Source organism: Microvirga massiliensis, assembly GCF_001006805.1.
GTDB lineage: Bacteria > Pseudomonadota > Alphaproteobacteria > Rhizobiales > Beijerinckiaceae > Microvirga > Microvirga massiliensis.
This window is the reverse complement of the sequence record NZ_LN811352.1, coordinates 682,093-696,660: the sequence shown is the minus strand read 5'-3', so window position 1 is coordinate 696,660 and position 14,568 is coordinate 682,093. Positions and strand designations below refer to the sequence as shown.

11 protein-coding genes are annotated in these 14,568 nt (G+C 63.7%); 2 read left to right on the top strand and 9 right to left on the bottom strand.

Going from position 1 to position 14,568, the window contains the following annotated elements; translation table 11 throughout:
- Positions 1-3 precede the first annotated feature (3 nt).
- Both BN1233_RS12175 and BN1233_RS12170 read left to right on the top strand, forming a co-directional pair.
- Entirely contained in the window at positions 4-471 is a 468-nt protein-coding gene (locus BN1233_RS12175; RefSeq protein ID WP_046863764.1) for a RidA family protein, read from the top strand.
- A gap of 8 nt (positions 472-479) precedes the next feature.
- Entirely contained in the window at positions 480-905 is a 426-nt protein-coding gene (locus BN1233_RS12170) for an HIT family protein (protein WP_046863763.1), read from the top strand.
- A 196-nt stretch (positions 906-1,101) separates the two neighbouring features.
- Here the strand turns inward: BN1233_RS12170 and glpK are convergent, their stop codons facing one another.
- Genes glpK through BN1233_RS12125 form a run of 9 tightly spaced genes read right to left on the bottom strand, consistent with a single transcriptional unit; the run spans position 1,102 to position 14,564 of the window.
- Entirely contained in the window at positions 1,102-2,595 is a 1,494-nt protein-coding gene (glpK, locus tag BN1233_RS12165) for a glycerol kinase GlpK (protein WP_046863762.1), read from the bottom strand.
- 23 nt (positions 2,596-2,618) lie between these two features.
- Positions 2,619-4,163, bottom strand: coding sequence for a glycerol-3-phosphate dehydrogenase (gene glpD, locus BN1233_RS12160; RefSeq protein WP_046863761.1), 1,545 nt, complete (start codon positions 4,161-4,163; stop codon positions 2,619-2,621).
- Positions 4,164-4,178: 15 nt separating this feature from the next.
- Positions 4,179-5,342: an ABC transporter permease gene (locus tag BN1233_RS12155; protein WP_046863760.1), complete on the bottom strand. Its 1,164-nt coding sequence runs from the start codon at positions 5,340-5,342 to the stop codon at positions 4,179-4,181.
- Positions 5,339-6,358 (bottom strand): ABC transporter permease, encoded by a 1,020-nt coding sequence (locus BN1233_RS12150; RefSeq protein WP_046863759.1) that lies wholly within the window; start codon positions 6,356-6,358, stop codon positions 5,339-5,341. Before BN1233_RS12150 ends, BN1233_RS12155 begins: the two co-directional genes overlap by 4 nt.
- Positions 6,355-8,292 carry an ABC transporter substrate-binding protein gene (locus BN1233_RS12145; protein WP_046863758.1) on the bottom strand — a complete coding sequence of 646 codons (1,938 nt, stop codon included), beginning with the start codon at positions 8,290-8,292 and terminating at the stop codon, positions 6,355-6,357. The genes BN1233_RS12150 and BN1233_RS12145 overlap by 4 nt, the downstream gene beginning before the upstream one ends.
- A complete protein-coding gene (locus BN1233_RS12140) occupies positions 8,292-10,205 on the bottom strand; it encodes an ABC transporter ATP-binding protein (protein ID WP_046863963.1) in 1,914 nt (637 codons plus the stop codon). The genes BN1233_RS12145 and BN1233_RS12140 overlap by 1 nt, the downstream gene beginning before the upstream one ends.
- 23 nt (positions 10,206-10,228) lie before the next feature.
- Positions 10,229-12,169, bottom strand: coding sequence for a glycosyltransferase (locus BN1233_RS12135; protein ID WP_046863757.1), 1,941 nt, complete (start codon positions 12,167-12,169; stop codon positions 10,229-10,231).
- Positions 12,166-13,296, bottom strand: a complete 1,131-nt coding sequence (locus BN1233_RS12130) for a glycosyltransferase family 4 protein (RefSeq protein WP_244470685.1) — start codon at positions 13,294-13,296, stop codon at positions 12,166-12,168. The genes BN1233_RS12135 and BN1233_RS12130 overlap by 4 nt, the downstream gene beginning before the upstream one ends.
- Complete coding sequence (locus BN1233_RS12125; RefSeq protein ID WP_046863755.1) at positions 13,293-14,564, bottom strand: glycosyltransferase family 4 protein; 1,272 nt, start codon at positions 14,562-14,564, stop codon at positions 13,293-13,295. The genes BN1233_RS12130 and BN1233_RS12125 overlap by 4 nt, the downstream gene beginning before the upstream one ends.
- Positions 14,565-14,568 lie beyond the last annotated feature (4 nt).

Sequence of the window (14,568 nt, the reverse complement as noted above, 5' to 3'; positions counted from 1 at the left end):
GTAGTGAATTTTCACGAAGCAGATGAACCCGGCGATCTGCCGCGCTGGGGCCCGCGTGCGCTGCAACCATCCGGTTGGCCGGTTCCAAAGGGATACGCCAACGGCATGACGGCGGAGGGCCGCCTCGTCGTCACCGGCGGCGTCGTGGGCTGGGACGAGACGGGGACCTTCCCGGAAGGATTTCTCGCCCAGACGCGCCGGACTCTCGAGAACATTCGTGCGATCCTTGCGAGCGGGGGCGCCGAGCCGCGCCACCTCGTCCGTCTCACATGGTACGTCGTCGACATGGAGACATATCTCGCGAACCTGCGCGAACTCGGGCGGATTTACCGCGACGTGCTCGGCACGCATTTTCCCGCGATGGCTCTTGTGCAGGTCGTCCGGCTGGTCGAAAAAGCAGCCTTGCTGGAGGTCGAGGCGACGGCCGTCGTACCCGATTCTCGCAGCGCTACTGTTGCCCACACAGAGTAGGAGCCGCCATGTCGTACGATCCGAACAACATCTTCGCTCGGATAATCCGCGGCGAACTCCCGTGCCACAAGATCTACGAGACGGACGCAATCCTGGCTTTCATGGACATCATGCCTCGGGCGAATGGGCATTGCCTCGTCCTCCCGAAAGCGCCGTCGCGGAACATTTTCGACGTTCAGCCGGAGGACCTCGCAGAGGTGTCGAAGGCCGTGCAGATCATCGCCAAGGCGGCCCGAAAGGCTTTCGATGCTGACGGCATCACGGTTCAGCAGTTCAACGAGGAGGCAGGCGGACAGGTCGTATTCCACCTCCACGTCCATGTGATTCCGCGCTTCCGTGGCGAACCGCTGAAGCCGCATACGGGTGAGATGGCGGATCCCGAGCTGCTCGCGCGCAACGCGGAGGCGATCAGGCGCGCGCTCGACGCGGCGTGAGGTGAATGAGCGCTCCATAATATAGTGCAGAGTCTCCCCACTCACCCGCCGCCTTTCAGGCATCGACCTCTCCCGCCAGGGGAGAGGTAATATGCAGGCCGCGCCGCTTCACCTCTCCTTTGACGGGAGAGGCCGACGCCCGGAGGGCGGCGGTTGACGGTGGCAGCGCCGATGTTTCGAACTGTTGAAGAGCCCATCACGCCCAATCGAGAGAGCGCTCGACTGCGCGGTTCCAGTCGCGGAATCTTTGTTCGCGTTCGGCGGCTTCGATCTGCGGATGCCAACGACGATCCGCGACCCAGTTACGGACGAGTTCGTCCTGATTTCGCCAGAAGCCGACCGCGAGACCGGCCGCGTAGGCCGCGCCGAGAGCGGTCGTCTCGATCACTTTCGGGCGCACGACCGGAACGTCGAGGATATCGGCCTGGAACTGCATCAGGAGGTTGTTGACGACCATGCCGCCATCGGTGCGAAGCTCCTTCACCGCGATGCCCGTGTCCTTCGTCATGGCATCGAGGACTTCACGGGTCTGGAACGCCGTCGCCTCGAGTGCGGCTCGTGCGATATGGCCCTTGTTCACGAATCGCGTAAGGCCCCCGACCAAGCCACGGGCGTCGGCGTTCCAGCGGGGAGCGTAGAGTCCAGAAAAGGCCGGCACGATGGTAACGCCGCCGCTGTCCGGGACCGCGCGGGCAAGGGCTTCGATCTCAGCGCTCGTGGCGATCAGTCCCAGATTGTCCCGCAGCCACTGTACGAGCGCTCCGGCAATCGCGATCGATCCCTCGAGGGCATAGACCGTATCCTGGGAGCCGAAGCGATATCCGACCGTGGTCAGGAGCCCGCAGGTCGAGGGGTAGGGCACCGTGCCGGTATTCATCAGCATGAAGCAGCCGGTCCCGTAAGTGTTCTTTGCTTCGCCGGTCTGGAAGCATGCCTGGCCTACAAGCGCGGCCTGCTGGTCACCGAGGATGCCCGCGATCCGGACACCCTCGAGAACTCCGGTCGCCTCACCATAGACTTCGCTCGACGAGACGATTTCAGGCAGGCAGGCGCGCGGGATTCCGAACAGGTCGAGGATCCCCTCGTCCCATTGCAGGGTCCTGATGTCCATGAGCTGTGTACGGCTGGCATTGGTGACATCCGTCAGGTGACGCCCGCCGTTCGGGCCGCCGGTCATGTTCCAGACGAGCCACGCATCGACCGTCCCGAACAGGGCATCTCCGGCGGCTGCCTTTGCCCTCGCCTCCGGGACGTGATCCAGTAGCCAGCGGAGCTTCAGTCCGGAGAAGTAGCTCGTGAGCGGCAGCCCGGTCCGTTCGCGCAAGCGATCCACGCCACCGTCACGGGCAAATTCCTCGACGAGATCGTCGACGCGGGTATCCTGCCAGACGATCGCATTGTGCAGCGGCTCCCCGGTTCGACGGTCCCAGAGGAGCGTCGTTTCACGTTGGTTCGTGATACCGACCGCGCTCAACTCGGCGCGCGCGATGCCACCTCGTTGTAGAGCGCCCTCCACGACGGCCTGCGTGTTGCGCCAGATCTCAAGGGAATCATGCTCGACATATCCGGCCTTCGGGTAGATCTGCTCGTGTTCCCGCTGGTCGACGGCAACGATCGAGCCACCATGATCGAACACGATGAAACGGGTACTCGTGGTGCCCTGATCGATCGCACCGATATAGGTTCCCATGATTCCCCCCTGAATTCGAATGTCTATGTTGCGGTCTCGATCCGGCGTCGCGCATTGGCCAGGTGACGGTCGATCCGGTCTGCGGTCCCTGGCGGAACGTGAAGTCCCAGCTTCGAGCGCCGCCAGAGGATATCCTCGGCACTCCGGGCAAATTCGCGGCGGACGAGGTAATCGACTTCGGCGGTTGTCAGCCCGCCTCCGAAATCCTCCCCGAGGTCCTCGAGACTTGTCGCGCCGCCAAGGATCTCTTCGACCCGAGTGCCGTAGGCGCGGGCCAAGCGCCTCGCAAGGCGGCCCGGCAGAAAGCCGCGACGTCGCGCGAGATCTGCAAGAAACAGCTCGGAATCCGAATCCGGCATGTCTCCGCCCGGCAATGTCGCGTGCTCGGTCCAGCCTTTGCCCATATGGGGCAGGAATGGCCGCACCTCCTCGAGCGCATGTTCCGCAAGCTTGCGGAACGTCGTGATCTTGCCGCCGAAGATCGACAAGACGGGCGGCTGCCCCGGACCAGTATCGAGATCGAACACGTAGTCGCGCGTGACGGCCGAAGCGTTCGGTGAACCATCGTCGAAAAGGGGACGCACGCCCGAATAGGTCCACACCACCTCTGCGGGCGTGATCTCGCGGCGGAAAACATGGTTCACGACGTTGCAGAGGTACGTGATCTCGTCCTGGCTGATCTCCGCCTTTCCGGGTGTATGTCCGACGGGGATGTCCGTGGTTCCGACGAGCGTGAAGCTCCGCTCGTAGGGGATGGCGAAGACGATGCGCTTGTCGCGATTCTGAAGGATGAACGCGTGGTCGCCCTCGAAGAGACGCGGCACCACGATATGGCTTCCCTTGACGAGCCGGACTGACTTGCGCGTCTTGAGCCCGAGTCGGACGTTTAGCACGTCGGCGACCCACGGCCCAGCGGCATTGACGAGAACACGGGCCTGGATAGTTTCCGTGTGGCCTGTTTCCGAATCCTGAAGGGTTGCCGTCCATCCGTCGCTGGAACGTCGGGCACCGACGAATTCCGTGCCGACGCGGATCCTTGCACCGCGCTCGACCGCATCGAGCGCGTTGAGCGCTACGAGGCGGCTGTCCTCGACCCAGCAATCGGAATACACGAAAGCGACATTGAACCCGGGCTTCAATGCCTGTCCAGCGGGGTGGCGCGTCAGGTGGATCGTCTTGGTTCCGGGTAATCTTTTCCGCGGTGCGAGATGATCGTACAGGAGCAGGCCAAGGCGCACGAGCCAGGCGGGTCGGACACCACGTTCGTGCGGGAGGATGAAGCGCAAGGGCCAGATGATGTGGGGCGCCGAGGCGAGGAGGCGCTCCCGCTCGAAAAGGGCCTCGCGCACCAGCCTGAATTCATAATGCTCGAGATATCGCAATCCTCCGTGAATGAGCTTCGTGCTCGCCGACGAGGTATGCTCTGCAAGATCGCCCTGCTCGCAGAGAAGCACCGACAATCCGCGCCCTGCGGCATCGCGCGCGATGCCGGTTCCATTGATGCCGCCACCCACGATGAGAAGATCGAACTCGGTCACGGATATCCTTCCCGACGAGAACTCTGACATAACGAAAATGTCGGGTCAGTGGTATGGGTCGGCCGCATCTCTGAGGCCGTCGCCCATGAAGTTGAAGGCGAGAACGACGGTGAACACGGGGACGATTGGAAACAAGAGCCAGGGGTGAAGCTGCAGCGCAGCGAGATTCTGCGCCTCGTTGAGGAGGACCCCCCAGCTCGTGACGGGCGGCCGGAGTCCGAGGCCCAGGAACGAGAGTGCCGTCTCACCGAGGATCATCGACGGGATCGACAGGGTCGCGGATGCGATCAGGTGGCTCATGAAGTTCGGGATGAGATGTCGCGAAATGATCCGCGCCTTCGATGCACCCATCAGCTCTGCCGCCTTGACGAAATCCTCCTCGCGGAGCGCCAGGAGCTTCGAACGGACGGCTCGCGCGAGGCCGGGCCAGTCCAGCAGGCCGAGAATGATCGTAATCCCGAAGAAGACGAGGACCGGACTCCAGTTGGCGGGCAGGGCCGCGGACAATGCCAGCCAGAGCGGTAATTCCGGAAGCGAGCGGAGAATCTCGATGACCCGCTGGATGATGTGATCGACCCAGCCTCCGAGATAGCCTGCGAGGCCGCCGAAAAGGAGGCCGAGCGTGAAGGACACGGCGATGCCCATGAGCCCAATGGTCAGCGAGATTCGGGCTCCGTAGATGATGCGCGACAGCATATCCCGGCCGAGGCGGTCAGTTCCGAGGAGAAACATTGTGCCGTTCTCGGGCGGGCAGGCGAGGTGGACGTCGGCCCTGAACAGGCCCCAGAACTCGTATGAGTCTCCCCGACAGAGAAACCTGATCTTTTGGGGCTGGGATCTGTCGACCGTGTAGTCGCGCCGGAACGTCTCCATGTTGAAGGTGAACCGGTAGGAATAGACGAACGGGCCGACGAAGTTGCCCTCGTGGAACAGGTGTACGGGTTGTGGCGGCGCATAAAGGAAATCGCCGTGCCGTTTCGTCTGATTGTAAGGTGCAACGACCTCGACGAACGGCACCAAAATGTAGAAGGCAAGGAGCACGAAAGCCGAGAACACCGCAACGCGGTGACGACGGAACTTCCACCACATCAGTCGCCATGACGAGGCGCGGTAGAATTGCTCGCTCTCGACGCCGGACGGTTCTGTCGCGCCCGGGTCGAACGGGCGCTTGTCGACGTAGTGGTATCCGAGATTCGCCGCCTCGTTCATCGACCGCCGCCCATCCGGATGCGCGGATCGAGCCACGCGAGGAGCAGGTCCGAAACCAGCATCCCGAGGACGGTGAGCATGGCGACGAACATCAGAATGAACCCGGCCAGGAACTGATCCTGGCTCTTCAAAGCGGAGAGCAGGATCGGACCAACCGTCGGGAGGCTCAGCACGAGGGAAACGAGGACCGAGCCGGAAACGAGGTGCGGGAGGAGATTGCCGATATCCGCGATGAAGGGATTCAGTGACATCCGGAACGGGTATTTCAGCAGCGCCTGGTAATGCGGCAGCCCCTTCGCTTTCGCTGTCACATAGTATTGCTTTCCGAGCTCATCGAGGAGATTGGCTCGCATTCTCCGGATCATTGCCGCCGTCCCACTGAGGCCGATCACGATCGTCGGAACGATCAGGTGGGAGAGAAGCGACCGAATCTTGTCCCAGTTCCAAGGCTGCCCAGCGTATTTCGGATCGTACAAACCGCCGATCGAGATATCGAACCAGCGATTGGAATAGAAGAGAAGGATGAGTGCGAGGAGAAAGCTCGGTATCGCAAGGCCGATATAGCCGATGAAGGTCGCGATATAGTCTCCGATCGAATATTGCCTCGTGGCGGAGTAGATCGCGATCGGGATCGCGACCACATGGATGAAGATGACGACTGCCAGGTTGACGAGGATCGTCAGCCAGAGCGCGTCACCCACCACCTCGCCGACCGGCCTGTCGAACTCGAACGACCAGCCCCAATTTCCCTGCAGAAGTCCCGAAAAGCCGGCGGGTCCGGGCCACACGCCGAGCCACACGAGATACTGCTCCCAGGGCGGTCGATCGAGGCCGTATTGCTTGATGAGGAACTCCGCCTTGGCGGCGGACGAGGCCTCTCCCTGTGCCCGCAGTTCCGCGATCTGGTTGCTCAGAAAGTCGCCGGGCGGCAACTTGATGATGAAGAAGACGAGGGCCGAGATGATCAGAAGAGTGACGGCCATCGTCGCGAAGCGGCGAAGGAGGAACAGGATCATGGCAGTCGCGCTTCCTTCGTAGGGGCCCGATCCCAGAAGACTTCGTCCACGCGGTAGATCCCGATCATGGCCGTGGGTTCCCAGCTGTAGAGGGCCCGTTCCGGCAGATTCCGAAGGCCGTTCCGAAGCACGATCGGCTGAAGGGCGCCGGCGACCGTGCCGATCGCCCACTGGTTCTCGGCATGATTGGCGAGCATGGCCCGCCAGGCCTGGGCCTGAACCTCGCGGTCGCTCGTCGTCATCCAGGCCTCGTAGCTCTCGAGCAGGGCTTTGGCCTCAGGTAGGTCGACCTCCTCGCCGTTCTTTCCTTTCGTCTCGAAGAACTGCCCCCATTTCGGCCAGGCATAATTGTCCTGGCGCATGGGAGCGAGCTCGGTCGGCGGCATGATCGGCGTGGGGACTGCATTGTCGAGCCCCTGAGCCGCGACCATGACGGTCAGTCCGGCAAAGGCGCGATTGCGCAGGACGGTGCGGTCCTGTGGCTTGATGAAGAGCTTCACCCCAATCTCGCGCCAGAATTCACTGATCAGAGTGAGCCCGTCGACGAGCATGCTGCTCTCGCCATCCGTCTCCACGATGATTTCGAGCTGGCGGCCATCGGGCAGAAGCCGGATCCCTGTGGAATCCCGCTTGGTCAACCCGATCTCGTCGAGCAGGCGCGATGCCTTGGCGGGATCGTACGTCGCGTGCAGCGTCCTGAATTCGGGCGAGAACAGCGGGCTCTCCGCAACGACGGTGTCGTTGCCTTCCGTTCCGAGCCCGAACAGGAGAGCGTTGTTGAGGGTATGGCGATCGATTCCGTAGGAGAGCGCGCGTCTGAAGCGAACGTCACGGTTCAGGGCACGCCAGACCGGATCGATCGTGTTGAGATTGGGATAGAGCGCGAGTTCCGACCCGCGGGCGTATGGCCAGAGCAGGGTGCGATAACCTTGCGCCTTCTCGCCCTCCTTCAGGATCGGCACGTCGGACATGTTCAGTCCGCGGTATAGGAGATCAACCTCGCCGGCATTGGCCTTCGCAGCCAGAAGGCCTCCCGACGCTACGTCTATGATAACTCGGTCGATATAGGGCATTTGCTGACCGGCTGTGTCGACACGGTGATAATAGGGGTTGCGCTCGAAGATGAACCGGGAGGCCGGCGCCGCATTCATGACACGCCAGGGCATCAGCGTCGGCAGATCCGGATTCGTCTGCTCCTTCATGTCGTCGAGCCGGCTATGCAGCGCAGCCCACGACTTGAGCTTCTGCTTTCTCGCTGCCTCGTTGAGTTCCTCTACGTTCGCGTATTTTGCGTGGAACTTCTTGAGATAATGCGCCGGCCTGTAGATCGCCGGGTCGATCGGTGCCGCGAGCTGTGGCAGAAATCGGGGATTGGGCTTGTCCCAGCTATAGCGGACCGTGAGATCGTCGAGCACTTCGAAGCGTGGTCGCTTTCCGTCGACGATCATGAACTCCGGCACACCCGCCGGTGAAAGCTCCGGATTCAGCGCTACGTCTTCCCAGAAGTAACGGAACGCCTCGGCGGTGAACGGGTGGCCATCGGACCAGCGATGACCGGGTCGAAGGTGGAAGGTGAAGATCCTGTTTTCTTCCACCTCGACGCTCTCGAGCAGATCCGGCTTGAGCTCCAGTCTTTCGTTGTAGCCGACGAGACGGGTATAGGAGGTAGTCGACAGGTAACGGATGTCGCGCGCCCGCGAGATCAGGGTGACGGCCTCTCCGCCCTGCCGCCCGATCTGTTCACCCCTGGCGGCAAGATCCACGATCAGAGGTGCTTTCGGGATTCGCAGCGCCGTAGGCGGCAACTCGCCCTTTGCGACCCGCTCGGCCAGAAGTGGTGGTTCAGCAGGCGGTTCGGCGCGCGCCGGGTAGAACGAGAGCGCGCCCAGCAGCAACGCCAGAGGGGCTGCCCGGTAGGCGACAGGCTTGCGCATCAGGCTGCCTCCAGGATTGCGGATGGCGCAGTGCGAACGAAGTGACCCTGCTCGATCTCGACCATGGTCCCTGCCTCGCCTCCTAGGAGCCTGTAGGGCTCCGGCCAATCAGCCGGGTTGGAGAAACGGCCCGTGCGCAGCTTCGCGAAGTCGAGGGGGCGGTCGATATCCGGGTCGGGAACGGCTGCGAGAAGGGCCTGCGTGTAAGGATGTGCCGGGTTTCGGAACAGCAGGGATTTCGGTGCTTCCTCGACGATGTAGCCCCTGCACATGACGGCGATCGTGTCGGCGATGTAATCGACGACGGCGAGATTGTGGGACACGAACAGGTACGACAGACCAAGCGCCGACTGGAGATCCTTCAGAAGATTGAGGATTTGTGCCTGTACAGAAACGTCGAGGGCCGAGACGGGCTCATCGCAGAGCAGCGCGCGAGGCTCCAGGGCGAGGGCTCGGGCAATGCCGAGTCGCTGCCTCTGGCCCCCGGAGAACGAGTGAGGATAGCGGCGCAACGCGCGCTGATCCAATCCCACCATGTCGAGGAGTTGCTTGGCCCGGTGATAGCGCTCGTCCGGACTGCCGACCTGGTGGATCTTCAGCGGCTCGGTGAGGATCTCATACACCGTCATCCGTGGGTTCAGAGACGAGAATGGATCCTGGAAGACGAACTGCACCGACCTTCGGTAGCGCGTCAGGGCTTCTCCGGACAGTTCATGGACGTTTTGCGGCCCTGTGCCGTCATCGAACAATACGCGTCCCTGATCGGGTGTGATCGCGCGCATGATGATCTTCGAGACGGTGGTCTTGCCGCAGCCGGACTCGCCAACGAGCCCCAATGTCGTTCCGGCGCGGAGCGTCAGGTTGACCCCTTTCACCGCGTCGATGGTCCTCACCCGGCCCGAGAACCAGCCTGTCCTCAAGGTATAGGTCTTGCGGAGGTTCTCCGCCTTGAGAATGAGCCGAGCCGGCTCGTTGCGGGGCGGCGCATCCGCGCGCGCCAGAGCAGCGGAGCGAATCTCGCGGATCGGCACCAGGCGCTCATCCGGCTTCATGTCGAAGCGTGGAACGGCCCGCATCAAGGCCCTTAGATAGGGATGCTGCGGATTCCTGAAGATCTCCTCGCGGCTGCCGGCCTCCATCACCCGGCCGCGATACATGACCACCACCTCGTCGGCGACATTGGCGACAACGCCGAGATCATGGGTGATCAACAGTACCGACATGCCCGTATCGGCTTGCAATTCCTTGATGAGGTCGAGGATCTGCGCCTGAGTCGTCACGTCGAGCGCCGTCGTGGGCTCGTCCGCGATGAGCAGGGCGGGGTGGGTGATCAGGCCCATCGCGATCATGGCCCTCTGACGAAGGCCGCCGGACAACTCGAACGGATAGGTATGAAAGGCTCGTTTCGGGTTCGGGAAGCCGACTCGTGCAAAAACTTCTACTGCCCGCTTCTTCGCTTCGGCCTGGGTCACGTCCGCATGAATTCGGAGGGCTTCGGAAACCTGGTCGCCAATCGTGTGGAGGGGCGACAGCGACGTCATCGGCTCTTGGAAGATCATCGCCAGGCGCCCGCCGCGAAGCGCACGCATCTCCTCGCCGTCCGCTTTGAGGCCGGCGATGTCGACGGGCGGATAACGGCCCGCAGGATCCCGAAAAACGATCGAGCCGCCGCCGATGTGAGCCGCCTTCGGGAGAATGCGCATGATCGCCTGCGCAGTGACCGACTTTCCGGAGCCGGATTCGCCCACGACCGCAACGGTACGGCCGGCCGGAATATCGAGCGACAGACCGTCGACTGCGCGGAGATCGCCCGCGTCCGTCCGAAAATCGACAACCAGTTGCCGTACCGACAGCAAAGGGGCTTTCGCTTTCTCCCCCGGGCCACTTCCGAGCCGCTCGGGTGCCGGCGCCATGATACGATCCTTCGGTTCAATCGTCATCGGTCGCGCTCTCCGGAGGATGGCGGTTCACGCGTGAACAGGGAAGCCGCACCGGCGAACGGAACGGCCCGTTCCTTCAGGTAACCGAGGAGTTTCTCGCAAAAGTCCCAAGTTGCTCCATCTTGCACGAGATGATGCGTCAGTAACCCGATCGGTTCCCGGGGATCGGTCGTTCCGGTGAGACGACGCTCGACGCAGTCGGACAATTGCCGGACGAGGCAGGCCGGATCGTCGAGGCCTCGGCCGCGATGCCAGGCAATCGGGTCGAGGTGAGCATTGACCTGGAGGAGGCCAGATGCCCGGCCGGCGGTCGTGCGATCCCGGAAGGCCGAGAGACCCCAGTATCCTGCCCTGCGGAGCTGGGAGACGAGAGCAGGGGAAACACGGTTCCAAGGTGGAACGAAGACAGGCAACACCTTCCCGGGAATCGAGATCCGCGCCTTCTCGAGGCCCGCGCGCGCATCGCCGAGGAGGTCCGACAGAGCGCGGTGGTCTCCGAATTCGGCCTTCTTCTCGCCGCGGGGAGCATGGTTCGCGTGGCGCAAGCCATGGACCAGGATCGACACATTTTCGGCATCGGAAATCCGCTCCGACAGCGACGGTCGAATCCGGGCCGGAATTGCCGCGAGTGCGAGCGGGACGTGATGGGCAGCCGCAAGTCCGAGCAACCGCTCGAGCGCTGGCGTCGCTTCGACCGCATCATCGTCTCGCCACCAGAATGAAATCTCGATTCCACGCTCACGGGCGCGGTCCAGCGCGTGGTCTAGCGCCGCGAAGGGCAATGGTCGGCCCAGAGACGGACGCGCCGGGCACCAGCTTTCAAGGTGCGAAACGCTTCGCGCAAGTCCATCGAGATTCACCGCCGCAACCGGGGGGAGGGGACCTGCCAGCGACTTTCTGATTTCTGCCTGGAGGCGAGAGGCGTTGAGTTCGCCCTCCGCGATGACGATCGCTCTCCCGGCCTTTTCGAGGCACTTTGCTCGCAGACGCTGCTCGGTCTCTCCTCCGGCCTCGAACGGTATCAGGATGCTGCGCGGTCTCGTGCGGAGAAGGTCCACGGTCGTGTTGTAGCCAGCCTGACTGATCGAGAGAGCGCTGGACGCGAGACGCTGCCGGTAATCCGGCTGTGCACGCTCGACGCTCGTATGCGCCGAGGCAAGTTCCTGAAGCATCCGAAAATCGAATTCCGATACTCCCTGCCCGACCAGCACCTGCCAGGGTTGCTCCCAGATTCCGCGAGCCGCTTCGAGCGCCACTCTCAAGAGCGGTATGGCGGCGGCGCTCGAGCCGCCGGCGACGACGATGCCTCGCCGCGGGGTCCGCGGAATCGAGGGCTGGATCCCATCATCGATATATCCCGTCGGTTTCAGGAAGCTCTTGATGGAATCGTCGACGGGCCAGGATGCCGAGAGCGGTACCAGTTCCTCATCCCCATGCATGAGGACCAGATCATAGAACCGTCGCAGGCGCGCATGGGTTTCCTCCGCTCGCTCCGGTCGCTTGGGCCATACGAGGATGTCGCGAATTGAGCAGACGACGAGCGGCCGTGGCCGCGCTGCCTCCGCGGATTCGAGCACGGCGAGGAATTCATCCGCGAGCACCCGCCGACCGAACGGGAAAAGCTCGGTGACGACGACGTCCGGCTGCATCTCCTCATAAGTTTCCAGAAGAAGGCGTCGGCGCGCCTCCATCCTGGCCTCGTCGACGGGCTGGCCGGTCTCATCGAGAAGCTTGGTGAAATCCGTACCGGAGATGCGGACGGGCGGGAGCTGCACGAGGGTCGCATCACCGGACGAGATCAGCGTCTGGGGCATGCCGCCCGAAACCAGCACGACACGATGTCCCGTCGCGGCGAGCGCACGGGCGAGGGCAGCAGCACGCGTCAGGTGACCCGCTCCAAGCAGGTGGGTGACGACGATCAGGATGGACCGTGTCATGCGCTCCCGATCGCAAGGACAGGTTTCAGGGCTCGTCCGAGGATGTCCGCGGCAACGGTCAGCGTCCGCTCGCCTCGCACGAACCGGGATGCGGCGGTGCCGAGGCGGTCTCTGCGCTCGCGGTCGACGAGCAGTTCGCTGATGGCCGCCGCGAATGCGTCCACGTCGCCGGGCCTCGTCAGAAGCCCGGTCACGCCATCCTGCACCACATCCGGCACACCGCCAAATGCGCCCGCAACCGGAGGGCAGCCCATCGCCTGCGCCTCGAGAAGAGCCATCCCATAGGCCTCGTTCACCGCAGGCCAAACGAGGAGATCGGACTCGGCGTAGAGCGCCGCTATCCCGGCGCGGGAGCGGACCTCGCCATGCCACCGGACTCGAGGTGAGAATGGTGCAAGGAGGGTTTCAACCTCGTGGCGGGCCGGGCCGTCCCCGACCACGTCGAGAATCCAGGGTTCCGCCGCGACCCGCTGCAGGGCGGCTGCGAGCAGGCGGTACGATTCGAGCTTGTCACCCGGCCGCATCATTCCGACGGCCAGAAGACGAGCCGGTGCGCCACCTTTCCGGGCGGGGATGCAGGGCCATTCTCCCTCGTCCAGGAAGGGCGGAAGATCGATGATCCGCTGGTCTGGTCGGGCCGCAGCGACGAGGCCTTCCCGGTCGCGCCGGGTCATTGCGAAGATGACATCGGCGCGATCCAGCGCCTGCTCGGCGATAGCATGAAAGGCCGCCCAGGATCCGACGGCGCGCTTCGCGGAACGCGATCCTTCCGCGACCACGTACGGGATCCCGAACGCATCTGCGATAACCGGGCCAATCAGGTCAGGGGCCTTGTAATAGACGTGATAGCTAAACCACAGCCGTGGTCGCTTTTCGTCCGGCAGGCTGCGGTAATGGGTCAGCAGCCGCTCGGCCGCGGCCGCCGTCTGCGCCCGAATGCGATCTTGCGCCTGCGCGTCACCCTGCAGGTCGAGGGTCCGGCACTCGCTCGCGAGGTGTGGTTCGAACCCTGCGACCTGCAGGGCCTTTAGGGTCAGGAGAGCCATCGTGCGGTCTCCCGAGGGAGAAGGATGGAAGGGGCTCTTGAGTGGCGCATAGAACGCCACGACGGGGGCGTCGGTCGTCACGATCGCTCGCTGGACAGAGCCTCGGGAGCGATGGACCGGAACCGGCTTTCCAGCTGGTCGATACCGGCTTCCATGGAGAAATCCTGGCGCAGCCTGTGAAAGGCGGCCTCTCCGAGCGCAGCCCGGCGATCAGGGTCCCGGGCGAGGAGATTGAGCGCATTCGAGAGCCCTTCCCAGTCACCCGGCGCCACGAGTTCCCCCTCGATTCCGGCCCGAACGAATTCCGGAATGCCCGCGAACCCGGTCGCGACGATCGCGAGCCTCTGGCTCGCGGCTTCCAGCAGGACGTTGGGAAGTCCGTCCCGATCACCGCTCGGAGCCGCCTTCGAAGGCAGCACGAAGATGTCGCCTTCGCGCAGCAGGGCGATCACGTCGGGCTGCGAGCGTGCACCGAGGAAAGCGCAGCGGGCCTCGATCCCCGCCGCGGCGGCGTTGCGGCGATAGAAATCCTTGAACTCGCCGCCGCCGATATGTGCAAAACGCCAGTGGAGATCCTTGGGGAGGGCGGCCAAGGCCTGGAGGAGATCGTCGTATCCCTTCTTCGCGACGAGGCGTCCGACGCTGACGATTCGCAGCGGGTCGGCCGGGTCGGATCCGTCGCGTGGCGGTCGCGCCGGCGGAGACTCCGGAAACCGCGTGAGGTCGAGCCCGTGATGGACGAGGCCGACCTTCTCCGGGTCCGGGGCAAGGCTCCGGAGATGGGCTGCACCGTCGCGCGTGCAGGTGACGGCCCAGGCCGCGTCCTGGAGCTTCTCGCTCTTCTCCCAGTCCGGGGTGGTCCAGATATCCTTGGCATGGGCCGAAACGGTCCAGCTGCGTCCGGTCAGCAAGGCGGCGTATCGGACCACGGAGGCGGGTGTGTGAAGGTAATGGACGTGGAGGTGCGATATTTCCGGTTGCAGCTCCCGCGCCAGGACCAGGGCTTGGCCCAGCCGCCTGATGCGGTTCGCGGTCAGATCGCGCCGCAGATCGTTCCCGAAGACCCGAAGCGTATGCCGCATCCTGGCGTGACGGGCGCACCATAGGGCGCCGCGGAGGACGCGGAGCGGCGCCCGGTACAAGTATTCCGGCAGGTAGGTCACCGGGGCACGGATCTGACGATGCATCGGGTGCCGCGCAGGGTCCGTCGGGTGCCGGAGCGACCAGATTTCCTGCTTCAGGCCCCGGCGCTGCAGCGCAAGCACCTCCTGGGCGATGAAGGTCTCGGACAGCCGGGGGTAGCCTTTGACCACCACGGCGATCCGGCGGGACGGGCCGGCTGGGAGCATGGAA